The 17,621-nt window shown below is 57.6% G+C and carries 17 protein-coding genes; 12 read left to right on the top strand and 5 right to left on the bottom strand.

The genetic code is table 11. The features are described from left to right. Positions 1 to 9: 9 nt before the first annotated feature. Entirely contained in the window at positions 10 to 795 is a 786-nt protein-coding gene (locus H4317_RS01355; RefSeq protein ID WP_185888412.1) for a hypothetical protein, read from the top strand. A gap of 65 nt (positions 796 to 860) precedes the next feature. On the opposite strand, the gene H4317_RS01350 is transcribed toward H4317_RS01355, so the two are convergent. Continuing rightward, positions 861 to 1,388 carry a hypothetical protein gene (locus tag H4317_RS01350; protein WP_185888411.1) on the bottom strand — a complete coding sequence of 176 codons (528 nt, stop codon included), beginning with the start codon at positions 1,386 to 1,388 and terminating at the stop codon, positions 861 to 863. A gap of 120 nt (positions 1,389 to 1,508) precedes the next feature. Continuing rightward, positions 1,509 to 2,717, bottom strand: coding sequence for a homogentisate 1,2-dioxygenase (locus H4317_RS01345; protein ID WP_185888410.1), 1,209 nt, complete (start codon positions 2,715 to 2,717; stop codon positions 1,509 to 1,511). 190 nt (positions 2,718 to 2,907) lie between these two features. Between H4317_RS01345 and H4317_RS01340 the strand changes: the two genes are divergently transcribed. Beyond that, on the top strand, positions 2,908 to 3,915 hold the full coding sequence (locus tag H4317_RS01340; RefSeq protein WP_185888409.1) for a transglutaminase-like domain-containing protein: 1,008 nt from the start codon (positions 2,908 to 2,910) through the stop codon (positions 3,913 to 3,915). 79 nt (positions 3,916 to 3,994) lie between these two features. On the opposite strand, the gene H4317_RS01335 is transcribed toward H4317_RS01340, so the two are convergent. Then, on the bottom strand, positions 3,995 to 5,677 hold the full coding sequence (locus H4317_RS01335) for a S41 family peptidase (protein ID WP_185888408.1): 1,683 nt from the start codon (positions 5,675 to 5,677) through the stop codon (positions 3,995 to 3,997). 399 nt (positions 5,678 to 6,076) lie between these two features. Here H4317_RS01335 and ruvX point away from each other — a divergent pair, with 399 nt between their 5' ends. Together ruvX and def are read left to right on the top strand one after the other, a co-directional pair. Continuing rightward, the gene (gene ruvX / locus H4317_RS01330) at positions 6,077 to 6,487 is read left to right on the top strand and encodes a Holliday junction resolvase RuvX (protein ID WP_185888407.1); all 411 of its coding nucleotides are present in this window, start codon (positions 6,077 to 6,079) and stop codon (positions 6,485 to 6,487) included. Then, positions 6,484 to 7,083: a peptide deformylase gene (gene def / locus H4317_RS01325; RefSeq protein WP_185888406.1), complete on the top strand. Its 600-nt coding sequence runs from the start codon at positions 6,484 to 6,486 to the stop codon at positions 7,081 to 7,083. Before ruvX ends, def begins: the two co-directional genes overlap by 4 nt. A gap of 131 nt (positions 7,084 to 7,214) precedes the next feature. On the opposite strand, the gene H4317_RS01320 is transcribed toward def, so the two are convergent. Continuing rightward, the gene (locus tag H4317_RS01320; protein WP_185888405.1) at positions 7,215 to 8,315 is read right to left on the bottom strand and encodes a DUF5694 domain-containing protein; all 1,101 of its coding nucleotides are present in this window, start codon (positions 8,313 to 8,315) and stop codon (positions 7,215 to 7,217) included. Positions 8,316 to 8,524: 209 nt separating this feature from the next. On the opposite strand from H4317_RS01320, the gene H4317_RS01315 reads away from it, so the two are divergent. From H4317_RS01315 to H4317_RS01280, 8 genes are all read left to right on the top strand, one after another. Beyond that, complete coding sequence (locus H4317_RS01315; RefSeq protein ID WP_185888404.1) at positions 8,525 to 9,550, top strand: sensor histidine kinase; 1,026 nt, start codon at positions 8,525 to 8,527, stop codon at positions 9,548 to 9,550. 77 nt (positions 9,551 to 9,627) lie between these two features. After that, positions 9,628 to 10,353, top strand: a complete 726-nt coding sequence (locus tag H4317_RS01310; RefSeq protein ID WP_185888403.1) for a LytR/AlgR family response regulator transcription factor — start codon at positions 9,628 to 9,630, stop codon at positions 10,351 to 10,353. 80 nt (positions 10,354 to 10,433) lie between these two features. After that, positions 10,434 to 11,405, top strand: coding sequence for a zinc dependent phospholipase C family protein (locus H4317_RS01305; protein WP_185888402.1), 972 nt, complete (start codon positions 10,434 to 10,436; stop codon positions 11,403 to 11,405). A 66-nt stretch (positions 11,406 to 11,471) separates the two neighbouring features. Continuing rightward, positions 11,472 to 11,843 carry a DMT family protein gene (locus tag H4317_RS01300; RefSeq protein WP_185888401.1) on the top strand — a complete coding sequence of 124 codons (372 nt, stop codon included), beginning with the start codon at positions 11,472 to 11,474 and terminating at the stop codon, positions 11,841 to 11,843. 49 nt (positions 11,844 to 11,892) lie between these two features. After that, complete coding sequence (locus H4317_RS01295) at positions 11,893 to 13,074, top strand: porin family protein (protein WP_185888400.1); 1,182 nt, start codon at positions 11,893 to 11,895, stop codon at positions 13,072 to 13,074. A gap of 142 nt (positions 13,075 to 13,216) precedes the next feature. Continuing rightward, positions 13,217 to 13,531, top strand: coding sequence for a CD225/dispanin family protein (locus H4317_RS01290; protein WP_185888399.1), 315 nt, complete (start codon positions 13,217 to 13,219; stop codon positions 13,529 to 13,531). Between the two features lie 22 nt (positions 13,532 to 13,553). After that, positions 13,554 to 13,964 carry a DUF2752 domain-containing protein gene (locus tag H4317_RS01285; protein ID WP_185888398.1) on the top strand — a complete coding sequence of 137 codons (411 nt, stop codon included), beginning with the start codon at positions 13,554 to 13,556 and terminating at the stop codon, positions 13,962 to 13,964. Between the two features lie 246 nt (positions 13,965 to 14,210). Further along, on the top strand, positions 14,211 to 16,550 hold the full coding sequence (locus H4317_RS01280; RefSeq protein WP_185888397.1) for a patatin-like phospholipase family protein: 2,340 nt from the start codon (positions 14,211 to 14,213) through the stop codon (positions 16,548 to 16,550). Positions 16,551 to 16,713: 163 nt separating this feature from the next. On the opposite strand, the gene H4317_RS01275 is transcribed toward H4317_RS01280, so the two are convergent. Continuing rightward, complete coding sequence (locus H4317_RS01275; RefSeq protein WP_185888396.1) at positions 16,714 to 17,454, bottom strand: alpha/beta fold hydrolase; 741 nt, start codon at positions 17,452 to 17,454, stop codon at positions 16,714 to 16,716. Positions 17,455 to 17,621: the final 167 nt, after the last annotated feature.

Below are 17,621 nucleotides of genomic sequence, written 5' to 3'. Positions count from 1 at the left end.
TCAGCTTCTATGACAGCTAAACGTATTCTGGTGCCTGGCTTGGCGTTGGCCATCTGCCTTGTGCATCCCACTACTTCTGTTGCCCAAAATGGTCTGAATGCCCTGGATATGGCCGACATTGTGAGTGGCCGTACCGTTTCTACCCAAAACCTGAACCAGCGTAGCAGCGACAGAGCAGCCGCCATTGCGGGCACACCGGTGCTAGGCTACTATGGCCAGAAACAAAGCTGGCATGCCGGAACCATCCAGCAGCTTGACGGGCAAACCAGCCCGGTGTCGGGGTTGCGCTACAACCTGAAGCTGCAATGGCTGGAGGCGCAGGATGCAGCAGCGCCAGACGGAATAAAGGTCTATACAGGTGGCACTCTGAAAGGCTTTACGCTGATTCCGGCGGCCGGACAGGTGCCACTGCAGTTTCGGGAGGTCAAGTACCGCTCATTGCGGTCAGGCAGCGGCCGCGGTATGCTGCAGGTTCTCAACACAACCGGGGCAATCCATCTGTTGGCGCGCCATGTGTATGTGGAGCACGGCCCCCAGATGAACCTGGCGCTCAACACCGAAATGCGCCCGGCATACCAGACCCAGACTACTACCCTGTATGCCATACAGCCCGAAAAACCAGATGTAGCTGTTGAGCTGACGCCTGACCGATCCATCATGCGGCTCTTTAAAAAGCATGCGTCGGAAATGGAGCAGCAGATTAAAGCTATGGGCTGGCGCTACGATAAGCTGGAAGACGTGGTAAAAATGGTAGAGCTATACAACACTATTGCCAGCGACGACCCGATAGAATAGGCCACCACAATAAAAAGCCCCGACCATCTTCATGGTCGGGGCTTTTTATTGTGGTGGGGATGAGCTTACAGCGGGTCAGCCGTGACTTTGAAGCGAGAATCGGAGCGCACGGTAATGTCGCGGGAAATGGGCCGGGCAATTTCGGCTTTGGTCGTGAGCGTGTAGCTGCTAGCCTTGATATACTTGTCGAGCACGGCGTTGGTGGGCGTCAGCTCGATGCTGGTTTGGCCGGCAGGTACCTGCGCCAGCGAGGCCAGCAGCACCTGGTCGTTCTGGTCGGTGCTGATGTAGATTTCGATGCGGCGCAGAAAGTCGAAGTTCTCGCTGCTGGGGTCAGTGATGGTAAGCGTGAGGCGGTTGAGGCTCACGTTTTTAACCAGGTCGGCGCGGGTGCCCTCATTGCTAAACCGCTCTTCAGACTTGGTAGGCACTGAAATAGGCGTCAGCGGGACGAGCGTACCAAGGGGAAAGTTGCTGGCAATGCGGATATTCTGCGAGTCCTCGATGTAGAAGGTCAGCAGCTTATCAATCTTCTTGCAGCCCACTGCCAGCACCAAGGCCAGCAGCGGCAGAACAAACAGTATTTTTTTCATGGCAGTTGAATTTTGCCCCGAAAATACGCGCCACACCGCTGGGTGGTTTGGCGGTTTCGGCAAATAAAACGGCCTCCCGAAAAAATTCAGGAAGCCGTACAACTCAATGTTGCTCAACTGCTAATCCATCATGTCGGCGGAGCGCGGCGGGTCGGGAACGAAGCCGGGCTGCCAGCTCATGGGGTAGCGCGGGTCTATGTAAGGCAACGCCGCTTCGGTCAGGTAGAGCGGCCGGAATGTATCCACCATTACAGCCAACTCGTGGGTTTCCTTCTTGCCGATGCTGGCCTCTACGGTGCCGGGGTGTGGCCCGTGTGGAATGCCGCTGGGATGCCACGTAAATGAGGCCAGATCCACGCCCTTGCGCGACATAAAGTTGCCGGCCACATAGTACAGCACTTCGTCTGAATCGACGTTGGAGTGGTTGTAAGGAGCCGGAATGCTCAGCGGGTGGTAATCGAAGAGGCGCGGCACGAACGAACAGATGACGAAGTTGTTGGCCTCGAAATGCTGGTGCACGGGTGGTGGCTGGTGCAGGCGGCCCGTAATGGGCTCAAAATCGTGGATGCTGGTAGCGTAGGGGTAGAAATAGCCGTCCCAGCCTACCACATCAAACGGCGAATGGCCGTAGGTGAGGTGGTGCAGTTGGCCTTCCTTCTTTATCTTAACCAAGTACTCGCCCGACTCCTGCACGTCTTCCGTCACCAGCTCGTGGGGCGGCCGAATGTCCCGCTCGCAGTAAGGCGAGTGTTCCAGCAGCTGCCCGAAATGGTTGCGGTAGCGGCGGCAGGTTTCCACCGGGCTAAACGACTCGATGATGAGTAGGCGCACGGGCCCGTCCTCGAAGTGCAGCTGGTGGATGATGGTGCGCGGAATAACGATATAGTCGCCGGGCTCGAAGGCCACTTTGCCCATCTGGCTCCACAGCTCGCCCCGGCCTTCGTGCACGAAAATCACCTCATCGGCCAGCGCGTTTTTGTAATAGTACTGCATCCGCTTTTCCGTGGGGTTGCAGATGCTCAGCGTTACGTCGGCGTTGCCGAGCATGGTCTGGCGGGCCTGCAGATAGTCGCCACCGGTGGTAGTCTGGGACAAGGTGCGCAGGTGAGCTGGCTCCAGCGGCCGGTCTTTCAGCAACTTGGGGCTATACGGTTCAGGCGTGCCTACCGTGCGGATTTCGGTGGGCAGATGCTTATGATAGAGCAAAGACGACACACCATGAAAACCCAGCGTGCCTACCAGCTGCTCGGCATACAGCGAGCCGTCGGGTTGGCGAAACTGGGTGTGGCGCTTGCGCGGAATCTGGCCGAGGCGGTGGTAGTAAGCCATGCGGAAAACGAGCGTTGCGGGTGGGAAATGAGGTACGGAGTCTGTAGCGTGAAGGTAAGAAGTTTGGCAGAAGCCCACGCTCCTGCTCCGCCATGGCGCAGCAGGGCCGGCAGTACCGGAACGTAACTACCCTCTTTTGCGTCTTGGGTAGCTATGGCTTGCTTGTTGGCCTTCGCTGTTTCACTGTCTTATGCGCCCTGTTCGTTTTCGTAGCCTGCTGCCGGTTGGTTTTGCACTGCTGGCCGCCGCGCCCTCCCCGGCACCGCGCACCCGCGTTTTCACCTTCGACTACGCGGCCACCGTCCCCGCCCTGCCAGCCGGAGCCGACTCGCTGGAGCTGTGGCTGCCGGTGCCTCACCCCGACGCTTCGCAGGACATCCGAAACCTGAAAATCACGGCCTCGGCGCCCTACAAGCTTGCTGCAGCCCCCTACGGCAACCAGGTGCTGCACCTAAAAGTATCGGCTTCTCAGGCTGCCAATCTGCGCGTTGCTATGCGTTTTGAGGCTACACGGCGCGAACATCTGAACCCGTTCCTCTCACCGTCGAAAGAGGCGAAGGTCCGCAACACCCGCTCCATCGAACCTACGGATCCCGACATGGCCCGCTGGCTGGCCCCCGACCGACTGGTGCCGCTGGATGCCAAAATCAAAACCTGGGCGCAGGAAGTGGTGGCCAAAGCTGGGGCCAAAACCGACCTCGAAAAGGCACGCGCCATTTATGAGCACGTCGTCAGCACCGTCACGTACGACAAAACCGGCCAAGGCTGGGGCCGCGGCGACATTTACTATGCCTGCGACGCCCGCCGCGGCAACTGCACCGATTTTCACGCTGTGTTCATTGGCTACTGCCGTGCTCTGGGTATCCCGGCGCGTTTCAGCATAGGGTTTCCGCTACCTGCGGAGCGTGGCGCAGGCGAAATCAAAGGCTACCATTGCTGGGCTGAGTTTTACACCAAGCAAACTGGCTGGGTACCCGTCGATGCCTCGGAAGCGGCCAAAGACCCCAGCCGCCGCGCCTACTTCTTCGGCGCCCACGACGAAAACCGCGTCGAATTCACCCGAGGCCGCGATGTACCTCTTAGGCCGTCTCAGCAAGGCCAGCCGCTCAACTATTTCATTTACCCCTACGCCGAAGTAGATGGCAAGCCATTCGATGGTGTGACGCGGGAGTTTCGGTATCAGGATCTGGGGCAGTAACAGTTGTTAAAATCAAAAACGGCCGGAGTCCCCACCCCGGCCGTTCTGCAGTATAGTTTTCCCCTAATTCTAACTACTATTATTTCATTGACAGCTTTTGCATGGGATTAGCCGATCCGTCGGCAACGGCCTGTAGGGCCAGCTTTAACTCGGCGTCCTGCTCCTTCAGCACCGCGTAATACGTCGGTTTGCCGTAGGCACTACGTGCAATATACGCTTTGAGTTGATTACGGAGGAGGTTGGCGCAGCGGCGCAGATGCGAAGGGTTAGCTGGCATACCGTCGCGAGCCGCAATTTCAGCCAGTTCCTGCAGTTGCGCATCCGAAATACGGAAGGTGCTCAGAAACTGCTCCGGGCGCAACGCCTCCAGTTCGGGGCGGTGGCTCTGGAAGTAGTTGATAGCGAATTCGCGCACCAGATTATGGCTCTGCAGCCGCGTGTAGTACGCAGAGTAAGCTGAACTGTCGCGCGGCACAAACAGGTCGGGCATAATGCCGCCCCCACCATACACTGTGCGCCCGTGCACCGTCTGGTAGCGCAACGAATCGGCGAAATGGATGCTATCGGCGTGGAACAACTCACCGTGGCGCAGCCGGTTCTGCAGGTCCTGCTCGTAGGCCGCCAGGCCGTGGCTATATGATTTCTGGATGCTCCGGCCCGAAGGCGTATAGTAGCGGGCAATAGTCAGGCGCAGCTCCGAACCATCGTTGAGGGCAATGGGCTGCTGCACAAGTCCTTTCCCGAAGGTGCGGCGGCCAACCACTAGCGCGCGGTCATGGTCCTGCAGGGCGCCGGCCACCACTTCGGCTGCTGAGGCTGACCCTTCGTCTACTAACACTACCAGCGGGCCTTCCTCAAACTCGCCGAGCACCCGCGAATAGGTCTGGGTGTCGTACTGGTCGCCTTTGCCGTCGGTGTATACAATTTTGCGCGTGCCCCCAATGAACTCATCGGCCAGCTTAGTGGCGCGGTCGAGGTAGCCACCGGGGTTGCCGCGCAAATCCAACACGAGACTGGTCATGCCCTGGCGGCGCAGGTCGCCAAGCGCCTGCTTGAACTCGTCGTAGGTGCCACTGGCGAAACGGCTGATTTTGATGTAGCCCGTTTGCGCGTCGAGCAGGTAAGCCACATCCACCGAGTTGTTGGGGATGCGGTTGCGGGTCAACATGACGTTCAGAGGCTTGGCCTGGCCGCGGCGCAGCAGTTGCAGCAGCACCTTGGAGCCGCGCGGACCACGCAGCTTGCCAAACACTTGTTCCGTAGACAGCTGCTTGCCGGAAACCCGCTCGTTGTTTACGGCCAGAATACGGTCGCCGGGCTGCAGGCCCGACAGTTCGGCGGGGCCGCCGCTGAGCGGTGCTACCACCGTCACGGTGTCGCGGAAGATGTTGAACTCCACCCCTACCCCGTCAAAATCACTCTGTAGAAAAGCGGAGGCCTGCTGCTGCTGCTTGGCCGGAATGAACACCGAGTGCGGATCGAGCCGCTCCAGCATACGCCCGATGGCATAGTCAGACAGTGCCTCGGCATCCACGGAGTCTACATAGTCGCGGTCTACGTAGCTTAGAATCTCCTTGAACTTCAGGTAGCCCCGAGCCGTGCCATTCGGATTCTGGTCAGACGGCCGGAAGGGGTTGGCTCCCAGCAGTACCCCACATGCCAGCACTAATGCCAACAACAACGGCTGCTGCACCCGACGCCGCGCATTGCGCGGCTCGGGCTCCACAGAAACCATCGGCTGAGGCTTAAACTCGACTGCCATAAGATACTGAGAGAGTAGTGGTTTGGGCTATAAAAGAAACTTGAGGAGATGCACAGAATTTCAAATCTATTGAAACTTTTCCAAGAAAATCAAGGCATCTATTAGGCAATATGAATTATCCGATAACAATGCAATTTCATCTTTCTTTAGCCCAATATATTCCCATTTTGGGTCGAATTGAGTGCAAATCTGCGTAAACTCTCCGGCAGCCAAAACAAAGGTATGTTTATGATTATATGAAGATTAAAACACTTCGGTGAAGTGTACGAAATCCTCGGTGAGCCGGATTGCTCAATCGGCAGACTGCTAGCTGGCTACTACCGGTTCTGGCAGGGCGTCGTATCTTTGGGGCGGCGGCCGTACCGGCTGCACTCTGCTTACTCCTCATCCTGTTCCGCAATGGGCCGTGTTCTTGCTATCGACTATGGCCACAAGCGTGTGGGGCTGGCAGTTACGGATCCGCTCCAGCTTATTGCCACCCCTCTTGACACCGTGCACAGCAAAGATGTGCTGGCCTTTGTGAAAGCCTATCACCAGCGCGAGCCTTTAGACGCACTGGTTGTGGGAATGCCGCGCACTTTGCTCAACGAAGCCACTGACAGTACCAGCGCCGTAGTAGGCCTGATACGCAGCCTGCGGAAGCAGTTTCCGGAGGTGCCGGTACATGAGATAGACGAGCGGTATACCTCACGCATGGCACACGCCGCCATGCTGGCCGGCGGCCTCAGCAAAAAGGACCGCCGCGACAAAGCCACCGTCGACCGGGTGTCGGCGACCCTTATTCTGCAATCTTTCCTCGAATCCCGATGATTTACCCCATAGTTGCTTTCGGTGACCCAGTACTGAAAGCCCGCGCCAAAGATATTCCGCAAGACTTTCCGGCGGCCGACCTGAAGCAGATTGTGCAGGACATGTACGATACCATGTACCACGCACACGGCGTAGGGCTGGCTGCTCCACAGGTGGGCAAAAGCATACGCCTGTTCGTCATCGACTCGGAGCCAATGATTGACTCAGAAGACGAAGAAACCGGCGAACCGCTGCCCGATGCTGAGCAAGGTGTGAAGCGCGTTTTCATTAACCCCCAGATGGTGAGCGAAACCGGCGAGGAGTGGGGCTTTGAAGAAGGCTGCCTGAGCATCCCGGGTGTGCGCGAAATGGTGTACCGCCCCGAAACCATTGTCATTCGCTACGAAGACGAGCAGCGCCAGGTGCATGAAGACACGTTCTCGGGCATGACAGCCCGCGTGATTCAGCACGAGTATGACCACCTGGAAGGCGTGCTGTTTACCGACAAGATTTCGGGCTTCAAAAAGCAGCTCATCAAAGGCAAGCTTACGCGTATCAGTAAGGGCGACGTGAATGCTGACTACCGTATGCGTTTCGCGGGCCAGGGCCGGCGGTAGCACGTACCGCAGCTTCTGAAAAAGGAAAGGCCTGCTGCAGTAGCTACTGCAGCAGGCCTTTTTATCGGCACAAGGTATTGGTCACGTGCTCATCTGCACTCGTATAGCTCACATTGATAATGCAAAGGGCGTTAGGGCAGCTCGGTGAAGCGGATGGCTTTCACGCCCGGCACCTGAGCCAGCAACTCCCGCAGGATTTGACCGTGCGAAGCTCCCACGGCCACCACTACACGGCGGGCGCCTTGGGCACGCGCCTGTCGCACAATGTTGGCGCACATGCCCTGGTTGCGCAGCAGCCATTGGGCTTTCATGGCTTTCACCTCTTCAGTAGGGAAACCTGGAGCGCCGTACAGAGCTTCGCCACCGTAGAAGTTGAAGGCCTCATCCAGCGCATCGTAGCGGGGCGTGCTCATGGCCAGATAGGCATCCAGGCTGGTGTTGATGTCGTTCCAGAAGTGGCTGTAGGCTTTTTTCGAGGCGGCTATTTTCCGCGCCGTTGCGGCTTCGGGCAGCGTTGAGTCGGCTTTGGCACGGGCCAGCAGGGCTTCCACACTTTTCTGCGTACGCTGCCAGGCCAGGCTCCAGGGCTCGTCGTAGAGCTGGCAGTCCATGGGGTAAATCCGGGGGTGGTTCAGCTCATAGACCAGCGGAAAATAGATTGTCTGATATTCACTGGTAGGACGGATCAGCTTCTTAGCGCGCAACGAATCTGAGCTGCCAAAAACGGTGGTGTAGTAGGCCAGCTCCTGTTTGCCAAACCGGGGCTTCATGTGCGTTTCCAGCACGTAAAGCTGGTATTCAGCGCCCGACCGGTCGTAGTTCAATACATAGTGGCGGGCCAGGTCGGTGCGGGCGTTGTGGTAGTACGGAAAGCCAACTAGGGCTTTTTCCGTTTTGGCCACGGCCTTATCTGACAACGGCTTAGCACGGGGGCTGAGGCGCTGCACATACTGATAGCGCGGCCCGAACATCTGCCGGGAGTAGCCATCTGTGGGAAGCTGCTGCATTTCGGCCGCCGACACATTTTCGCTGAAGACCATGTCGGGCTTGTAGGCTTTCAGCTTGTCGATGATGGGGCGGTATTCTTCGGCCGGGCTGCCATTGACGTGCGACGATGCCACCACCAGCACTTCCAGCGGAGCCTGTGCGGCGGCGGGCAGCACAGCAACGGCCAGAAACAGCCCCAACAGCCGCTTCAGCAGAACAGACAAAAACAGACGAGAAACAGACATGACGAGCAGCTACGTGGAGGAATACCCAAAAGTGCTAGTCTTGACCTGCAGCCCAAACTTTATTATGCCAACCCCTCAAATCCTGATGCCAACCCACGGCGCGCGGCCAGATAGCTAGGTTATCAGCCGAATGCATGGCTTGACATAAGCAACCGGTAGGTTGCCATAAAATAGCGCATAATGCCACCCTAAGCAGCTAGTTTTGGCGGATGATGAACCGACAAATGCGGCTGTTTCATGGGTTGGGCTGGGCGTTGCTGCTGGCCTACGACTTTGTGGGCATCTATGGGCAGCATCTGCCTAACCAAGGCGTGCTGCTGGTGTTGCAGTTCACGTTTCGGCTCAGCATGATGAGCATCTTCTACTACTGCTTTCTGGTACTATTTCCGCGTTATCTGCGCAAAACCCGCATTCCGCAACTACTGCTGGGGCTGGCGCTGGCGCCGGTGGTGTTTACGGCTACCCGCTACGCGCTGGAACAGGTGCTGCTGCCGCTGCTGTTTGGCTTCAGCAACTACACCGGCGAGGTAGATCTGCTGGCGTATTTCCGCGACAATGCCGAGCGGGGCCTGCCCATGATGATGGTGGCCGCCGCCGCCTGGGGCGTGCAGGATGCTTTCTTGCGGGAAAAGCAGCGCGAAACCCAACAGCTGCAGCAGGAAAAAACGCAGGCGGAGCTGGCCTTTCTCAAAACCCAGATCAATCCGCATTTCCTCTACAACACGCTCAACTACCTCTACGCGCAGGCTTACTTAGTTTCGGAGCCGCTGGCTGAGGCTACGCTGCGCCTCTCAGACCTGATGCGCTACATGCTGCACGAAAGCCCCGACGGCAAAGTGGAGCTGCGCCGGGAAGTGGAGTACCTGGAGAATTTTCTGGCGCTACACCGGCTGCGCTTCGAAGACAACTTCTTTGTGACTTTTGAGACGCCGGCTGGCCTCAACGGACAACGGGTGGCGTCTTTGCTGCTGATTCCGTTCGTGGAAAATGCGCTGAAGCACGGTGTCGTGAACCGCGCAGAGCAGCCGGTTGCTATCCGCCTAACGCTGCCCGCCCCGACGCGGCTGCGGTTTGAGGTGCACAACTACATCAGCCAGAACCAGAAAGACCACACTACCGGAATCGGGCTGGCCAATATCCGGCGGCGGCTGGAACTGCTGTATCCGGGCCGGCATCAGCTGCGGGTGCAGCAGGCGGCCGGGGTCTACCACACAACCCTGGACCTGGAGCTGTAGAGAACCGGGCGGCGGTTTGCGGCGGATTCTGCAGCTTTACGGGCCGTGTATTTCCTGTTTTACTTACTGCTGTTGTTATGCTGCGCTGCCTTGTGGTGGATGATGAAGCCTACGCCGGCCGGCTGCTGGCCAGCTACATCGAGAAAATTCCGTTTCTGACGCTGGCGGGCCTCACTACCAACCCCATTGAGGCGCTGCTATGGGTGCAGGAAGGCCGCGCCGACCTGGTTTTTCTGGATATTCAGATGCCCGAGCTAACCGGTCTGCAGTTCCTGAAGCTCTGCGGCGGCCGTTGCAAAGTCATCCTGACTACCGCCTACCCCGAGTATGCGCTGGAAGGCTACGAATATGATGTAGTTGATTACCTGCTCAAGCCCATTGCCTTCGACCGGTTTTTGCGCGCCGCCCAAAAAGCCCAGCCAGTGCCGGCAGTGCCGGCTCCTGCTGCCGGCTCAACTGCCGCCCCAGCCAGTGCTACAGCAGTCAGCCACCTGTTTGTAAAAGGCGAAAGCAAGAACAAGTTTCTGCGGGTCAACCACGCCGATATTCTCTACGCCGAAGCGTTGGGCAACTACCTCACGCTGGTACTTCCGGGCCAGCGCCTCGTGACCTACCAGACGCTCAAGGAACTGGCCGAGCAGTTGCCGCAGCCGCCGTTTTTGCGGGTGCACAAGTCGTTTATCATCTCCCTGGACAAAATCAGTATGGTAGACGGCAACACGGTGTATGTAGGCGACAAGGCCATTCCGGTGGGCGAAACCTACCGCGAAGCCTTGTATCAGGTGGTGCGCGACCGGGCCTGAGCCGTTCGGGAGTTGGGATGTTGTCTGGCTCAATAACTCCGTGTATCTTCCTCGCCTCTATCCGTTGTGTTCCAGACGCTATGCCTCGTATACTGCTGCTTTTAGCCTTTTTATTGTTGCTGCCGCAGCGGCCCCAGGCGTGGGGATTTTTCGGGCACCGGCTTATCAATCGGCTGGCCGTGTTTACGCTGCCGCCCGACATGATGGGCTTCTACAAAACCAACATCGAATACCTGACCGAAAATGCCACCCGGCCCGACTCGCGACGCTCGGTGGTGCCTGGTGAGGCGGCCCGCCACTTTCTTGACGTAGATGTATATGGAGACTCGGCCCTGGCCCGGCTGCCCCGCTCCTACGCCGATGCAGTGGCCAAATTCGGGGAAGACTCGCTGATGAAGCACGGCATTGTGCCCTGGCAAGTGATACGCATGAAAGGCCAGCTTACGGAGGCCTTCCGCCAGCGCGACGCCGACCGGATTCTGAGCCTCTCTGCCGACATGGGTCACTACATTGCTGATGCCTGCGTGCCACTGCACACTACCCACAACTACAATGGCCAACTCACAGGCCAGCGTGGCATTCATGGCCTCTGGGAGTCTCGGCTGCCCGAAATACTGGCCGCCAACTACGATTTTTTTACCGGTCCGGCCCCGTACATCGAGCGGCCCTCCGAAACCATCTGGGCGGCCGTGGCCCGTTCCAATGCCGCCGTCGATTCGGTGCTGACGTTTGAGCGGGACCTGACAGCCAAGATGCCCGAGGACAAGAAGTTTGGGTTTGAGGAGCGCGGCAACCAGACCGTGCGTGTGTACTCGCGCGAGTTCAGCCGCGAGTACCACCAGCGGCTCACGGGGCAGGTGGAGCGGCAGATGCGCCTGGCCCAGCGCCTGATTGGGGCTTTCTGGTACACCTGCTGGGTAGATGCTGGCCAGCCCGACCTGGACGCCTTGCCTAAGCAGCCCTCAGAGAAAGAAAAGCTACGCCTCGCCCGCGAAGCCAAAGAGCTGCAACAGGCCGCGCCCCAAGCCGCCATACCCGGCCACGAAGACTAACCGGCCCGCGCTAGGCAAGCTGGCAGCAGATACCGTGCTTTGCACTCCCATTATCTGCCTACTCTCATGAAAAGCCTGACCACCATTGTGCTGCTTACCATTTCCAACCTGTTCATGACGTTTGCCTGGTACGGGCATTTGCAGTTCAAAAAGATTTCGTGGCTGCACGGGCTGGGTCTGGTGGGCGTGATACTGGTGAGCTGGGGCCTGGCTTTCTTCGAGTATGTGTTTCAGGTGCCGGCCAACCGCATTGGGTTCGAGGAAAACGGTGGGCCGTTCAGCCTGTTTCAGCTCAAGGTCATTCAGGAAGTAGTATCCCTGACGGTTTTCACACTGTGCGCCGTGTATGTGTTCAAAACCGACAAACTGGCCTGGAACCACTTGCTGGGCTTCGGCTTGCTGGTAGCAGCTGTATATGTCATCTTCAAGAAATGGTAAGGCGGGCAGACTAATTCGGTAGTTTTGAGAAATTATACTTCCTCAAAACATGCGTCGTTTCCTATGCTTGGGCGTCTTGAGCTTACTACCGCTCCTGACAACTGCTCAACAGTCTGTTTTCCAACCCGGCTACATCGTGCGCCGAACCGCTCCTACCGACACAGTACGCGGCTATGTTGATGTTTTGCGTGCCACCCGCCTGTTGGGCCAGGTTCGTTTCCGTGCAACTCCCAATGCCTCGACAGAAACTCTTCGGGCAGCGCAGCTAAGTGCCGCAGGCACCACCGATGGGCGTCAGGCATTTCGCACCCGAATGATAACCGGTGACAGCCTACGCATTCTGGAAGTTATCAGCAGCGGGCCACTTAGCTTATACACTGGCTACTCGCCGCTCCCGGCCGTTGATTTTATGCTGGAGCAGGCTGGTGGCAACGTATTGCCGCTGGCCCGCACCCAATTTGAGCCGATGCTGCAAAACGTAGTTGCGCAGTGCCCTAGCCTTGTCGTGGCAGACCGTAGCAAACAACGGCTGCTATATGCCCGGGTTCCTCTGGCAAAAGTTGTTAATCAGTATAATGATTGTCAGCCCACTACTGTACCGAAGCGGTACTATCCGGGAGTTGGCCAACCCGTAGCCATAGGAATTCGGGCTGGGTTACAGCGCAGTCAACTATGGTATCTGGACAACAACCATGACTTCGGCTTTCGGAGACCTGCTTCGAATACGAACCTCACAGCAGCCATACAACTCGTACTTCCAATTGGTGGCAGCCTGCGGGCTGTAGTGGAGGGCATCTATACCAAAGCGCACTCCTACGTGGTGGTGCGAGACCAACCAACAGCAGCTGTAAACTATTTTGTCCGGAGTGCGGACCTCAAAGCAGAACTGCTGCAACTTCCTCTTATGCTGCGTTGGCAGGTGGGGCGCAATGAGCGGCGGGTACACCCCTATATAGAAGGTGGTGGTGGAATCAGTTACCTGCTGAGCTCACGGGCATGGTACCAGGCCATTCCAGAAGCCACCTATGATAAACCGAGTGCCTATGATTTGGGAATGGATAAGTGGCATGTATTGGTGCGTGGTGGTGGCGGAATTACCTATAGAACTGCCATCGGTCTACTGGATTTAGGAATTCATATGCAGAGCATGAACATAGGAAGCCCAACTGAGCGGACTCAATACAAGTTACAACAGTCTGATCTGTCGTTGACGTATTCTCGCTTTCTGTAGGCAGGAAGGATGACAGGCTATTAGGTAGCAGCTGTGTATTGTCCTCTTTAAGAAATAGTGACTTGCTAGTGCAGAAGTTGGGGATTGAAAAAGGAATATTTACTTTCCGCCATCCAATTCACTTAATCTCCTCTTTTCCTGCATGGAACAACCTTACGCTTCGCCTACCGGTGTGCCCCCAGTTGGTGGTCCTCCGCCCAAAAACTGGCTCGTTGAATCTATTCTGGTGACTATTTTCTGCTGCTTGCCCTTTGGTATCGTGGCTATTATCAACGCAGCCAACGTTAACTCCCGCCTATCAGTAGGCGACTACGCCGGTGCCCAAGAGGCATCCCGCAATGCTGGCAAATGGGTGAAATACGCGCTGATCAGCTCGGCTGTCCTCTTTGGCCTTTACATTCTGCTGGTTGTGATTATGGGCATTGGCGGCGGCCTGTTAGGCGCTTTCAACGACTAAACAACTCGTTGCTGTAGTACCAATGCTACTGACCCGAAGAACGGCTGGTGCCACTGCTTTCGGCCTGCTGGCCGGGCTGGCGCTGGCCGTTCTTTATTTTCGCCTCGACCCAGCGCACTACCCTTTTCCGCGCTGCCCGGTGCACTGGCTGACGGGGCTGCACTGCCCCGGTTGCGGCACGCAACGGGCATTGCATGCCCTGTTGCACGGGCACGTGGTGCAGGCGGCAGGATTCAATCTGCTGGCGGCACTGCTGTCGCCGGTAGTGATGCTAGGGTTGCTGGAAGAGGCTCGCGGCTACTTGGCCGGCACGCCCCGGCGCCTGACCTTCTTGTATAGCCCGGCGCTTGGCTGGGGAATAATAGCAATGGCTACTGCCTTCTGCATTTTGCGCAACCTACCTGGCCCGCTTGGCGCTTGGCTGGCACCCTAATCCGGTTGTGGTTTATCACTGCAACCAGAAACCCTGTTGGCAGCTTCGGTGATGCTTTTGGTTGCCGAAAAACAGCCCTTTGCTTATGCCATTGAACAGCCACATATGGCGCGTCAGAAGGGTTGCAGCGCTTTATATTTTCATATCTATATAAATAACCACCTCGCCCCTGCCGGACCCGGCAACCACTCCCCAATCATTGCGTAGGAAGGCCACGCCCCACTGTGGGGCTTTTGCTTCCGTTATATGCGTAAAACGTACTGCTTTCTACAGTTTTTTCTGATAAGTCTGTTGCTGGCCGTGCCAACGGTGCAGGCACAAAAGGTAGGTCTGGTACTATCGGGAGGTGGGGCTAAGGGCCTGGCCCACGTGGGAGTGCTGAAGGTGCTGGAGAAGAACCGCATCCCCATCGACTACATTGTGGGCACGAGTATGGGCGCAATTGTGGGAGCCATGTATGCGGCTGGCTATTCGCCCCGCGAGATTGAGGAAATTGTGCTCAAGCCCGAGTTTCAGAACTGGGTTTCGGGCGAGCCACTGGAAGGCAAGGTGTACAACTATTACGACGGCGACTACAACCCCGCCGCCTTGCACCTGCGCCTGGCCATCGACTCGACCCTGAAAGCGCGCGTAACGCCTAAACTCGTAGATGACGTCACGCTCAACTACGTACTGGCCACTATGCTGGCCCCGGCCGGCGCCATCTCCGGCTACGATTTCAACAAACTGCTGGTGCCCTACCGTAGTGTGGCCTCCGAGGTGTTTACGCGGGAGCGGGTAGTGCAGCGCAGCGGCTCACTCTCCGATGCGGTGCGCAACTCCATGGCTTTTCCGCTGGCTTTCCGCCCGATCCGGCAGCAAGATGGCCGCTACCTCTTCGACGGCGCCGTGGTGGACAACTTCCCGACTGGCGTGATGCGCGAGGAATTCAAGCCCGATATCATGATTGGGGTGAACGTAGGCGACGTGGCCTTCAATAAATATCCCAAGGGCAAAGACGATGCGCTTCTCACCAGCACTCTGCTGTTTCTGGGTTCCAACGTGGCCGATACTGCTTCAGTAGGCCGCAACGGTATCTTCATACAACCCAACCTGGAGGGTATCACAGCGGCTGACTTCAACAAGGTAAAGCAACTGGTAAACCTGGGGCAGCAAGCCACTGAGCGCAAGCTAGAACTACTGCTGACTCGTATTGAGCGGCGCGAAGACACGCTGGCATTGCAGCAGCGGCGCCGGGCGTTTCAGGAGCGTGCCCCTAAGCCCGATTTCAAGCAGATTACGGTGCAGGGCGTGCCGAAGCAACAGCAGGAATTCGTACGGCGCTTCTTCCAGCGCACTGGCTCTTCCTACTCGCCAGGTGATGTGGAAGAGGGCTACTACCGCCTCGTCAACAACGACTTCTTCAACAACGTGTACCCACGGGTGCGCTACGACAGCAAGCTGGAAGGCTACGAACTCAACCTGGATGCCCGCCAGAACTCTAACCTAACGACTGATCTGGGCGTGCTGCTGTCGTCGCGGTCCATGAGCAATTTCTACCTGGGCGGCGCCTACCGCTACCTCAACCGCTACCTCTATACCATCAAGGCCAATGCAACTATTGGGCGCTTCTACAACGGGGCCCAAGGGTCGTTTCGGGTGAGTGTGCCGGGCCGGGCACCGCTCTATTTCGAGCCCACCGTCACGTTCAATAATTTCAACTACCAAGACACTGGTGGCCTGCTGGGTAGCACGGCCCAGAACACGCAGCTGCAGCAGCGCGACCTAAAAACCTACCTGCAGATTGGTTATAGCCCCAACTACCGTAGCCGCTACATCTTGAGCGGGGGCGTGTTTACGAGCCGCGACCGGTTTGCCAATACCAACGAAATAAGCTCTGGCGCCGAACTGGACCAGAACCGGCTGGATGGTCTCACGGCCGCCCTGCAGTTCCAGCGCAACTCTCTGAACCGCCGCCAATACGCCGTGAGCGGACGCCGGGCTGATTTTTCCTTCCGAGGTATATTGGCCGAGGAAGACTACTCACCGGGCTCTACAGCAAATGGCTTGAATGGCCGCACCAAAGACCACAAATGGGTGCAGGCCCGGGCGTATACCGAGCAGTATTTCACTTTTCACAAGGTCGATTCGGTGGGCCGGCGGGTGCATGCCTGGGGCTACACCATTGATGCGGTAGCCACCACGCAGGGCAGCTTTGCCACCTACCGCTCGTCCCTGACGTCAGCACCGGCGTTTTTGCCCCTACCCGATTCGCGCACGCAGTTCCTGGACCGCTACCGCGGCACAGCCTATGCTGCAGTGGGGCTGAAGTACATCAAGGCCATTGTGGGCTCTCTGGAATGGCGCACTGAGGCCTACGTACACACCTTGTTTCGGCCCTGGGAACGGGAAAATGACAATCCATTGCTGCCCCGGCGTGGCCCCACCGTCAGCCGTCCTTACCTAACGGCCATGACCGGCCTCGTGTACCAAACTCCCGTTGGGCCGGCTGCCCTGCAGTTCATTCACTACGATGACCCTGACCACCAGTTCGGCGTGTTTGCCCACATTGGCTACGTACTGTTCCGTGAGAGGGCCCTGGACTAAGCAACCGGCCGATTAAAATCAAAAAGAGGGTGAGGTTCCGACTACACGCACAGCGCTGTCGGAACCTCACCCTCTTTTTGGTTGCATAGTGAGTATGCCGTAATTAGTGAGTAGGCGGCACACTCTCTACCTGAACCGGTATTGCAATACTGATACCTAAAGATTAGTGAATCTTCTCAGCAAACGCCCGTAGGAGCGCTGCTACCTCTTCTGGAGCTTCGTAGGGCAGCAAGTGGCCCGCGCCGGGCACTATTTCTAGGGGTGTGCCTTCGGGCAGCAGGGGCAGCGTTTCCAATCCGTGTACCGAGGGCGACATTACTGCGTCCTGGTCGCCGGCCACGATGGCGCAAGGCACCCGTACCTCGCACATACGGGCGGCCAGGTTTTCGCGGCTGCCGTGTAGCAGCCAGGCATCCCAGGCGGCTTTGGAACTGCTCAGATTATCCTCCACAATGCGCTGCTGCACTGGTTCAGGAAGTGAACGGGCCGTAATTTTCTGCTGGGTTTTCTCGGCCCGGATACGCTGCCCCCAGGCCTGCTGGCTAGCTTTGCGGTCTTCGTCGGTCATGGGCTCTGGCGAGGGTGGCGAAGGGCTCAGCAACACTAGGCCGCGCAGCCCTTTCGGCTGACGAGCCGCCAGGGCCAACGCAATTTTGCCGCCCATGCTGTGGCCGACCAGCACATAGCGGTGTAGTCCCTGAGTCTGAATGAAAGCCGCTACCTCATCAGCGTATGCATCCACGGAGTAGCCTCCCAACGGGCCAGGTGCGCCTCCGAAACCGCCCAGGTTAGGTGATACCAGCCGGTATTCTGGCGTCAGCAAGTCGGCTATGGCCTGGAACTCGTGGCCGGCTCCGGCCCAATAATGCAGGCAAACAAAGGTAAGTGGGTTACTATCGGGCATCAGGGCAAGGGAACACAAATCAGATTCGTTCCTTAACGGCAATACCAGCCTGCGCGTTGGCAGCATAGCAACACCCTGTTGCCATTGAAAATCCGGTTGAGATGACCACTCTACTTTTGGGGTAGTAGCATAAAAAAGCCCTGCCTAAAGAGGCAGGGCTTTTTGTG

The sequence above is a fragment of the Hymenobacter sediminicola genome (genome assembly GCF_014250515.1).
Lineage (GTDB): Bacteria > Bacteroidota > Bacteroidia > Cytophagales > Hymenobacteraceae > Hymenobacter > Hymenobacter sediminicola.
The sequence above is the reverse complement of the archived record's forward strand: the minus strand, read 5'-3'. Positions and strand labels throughout refer to the sequence as shown.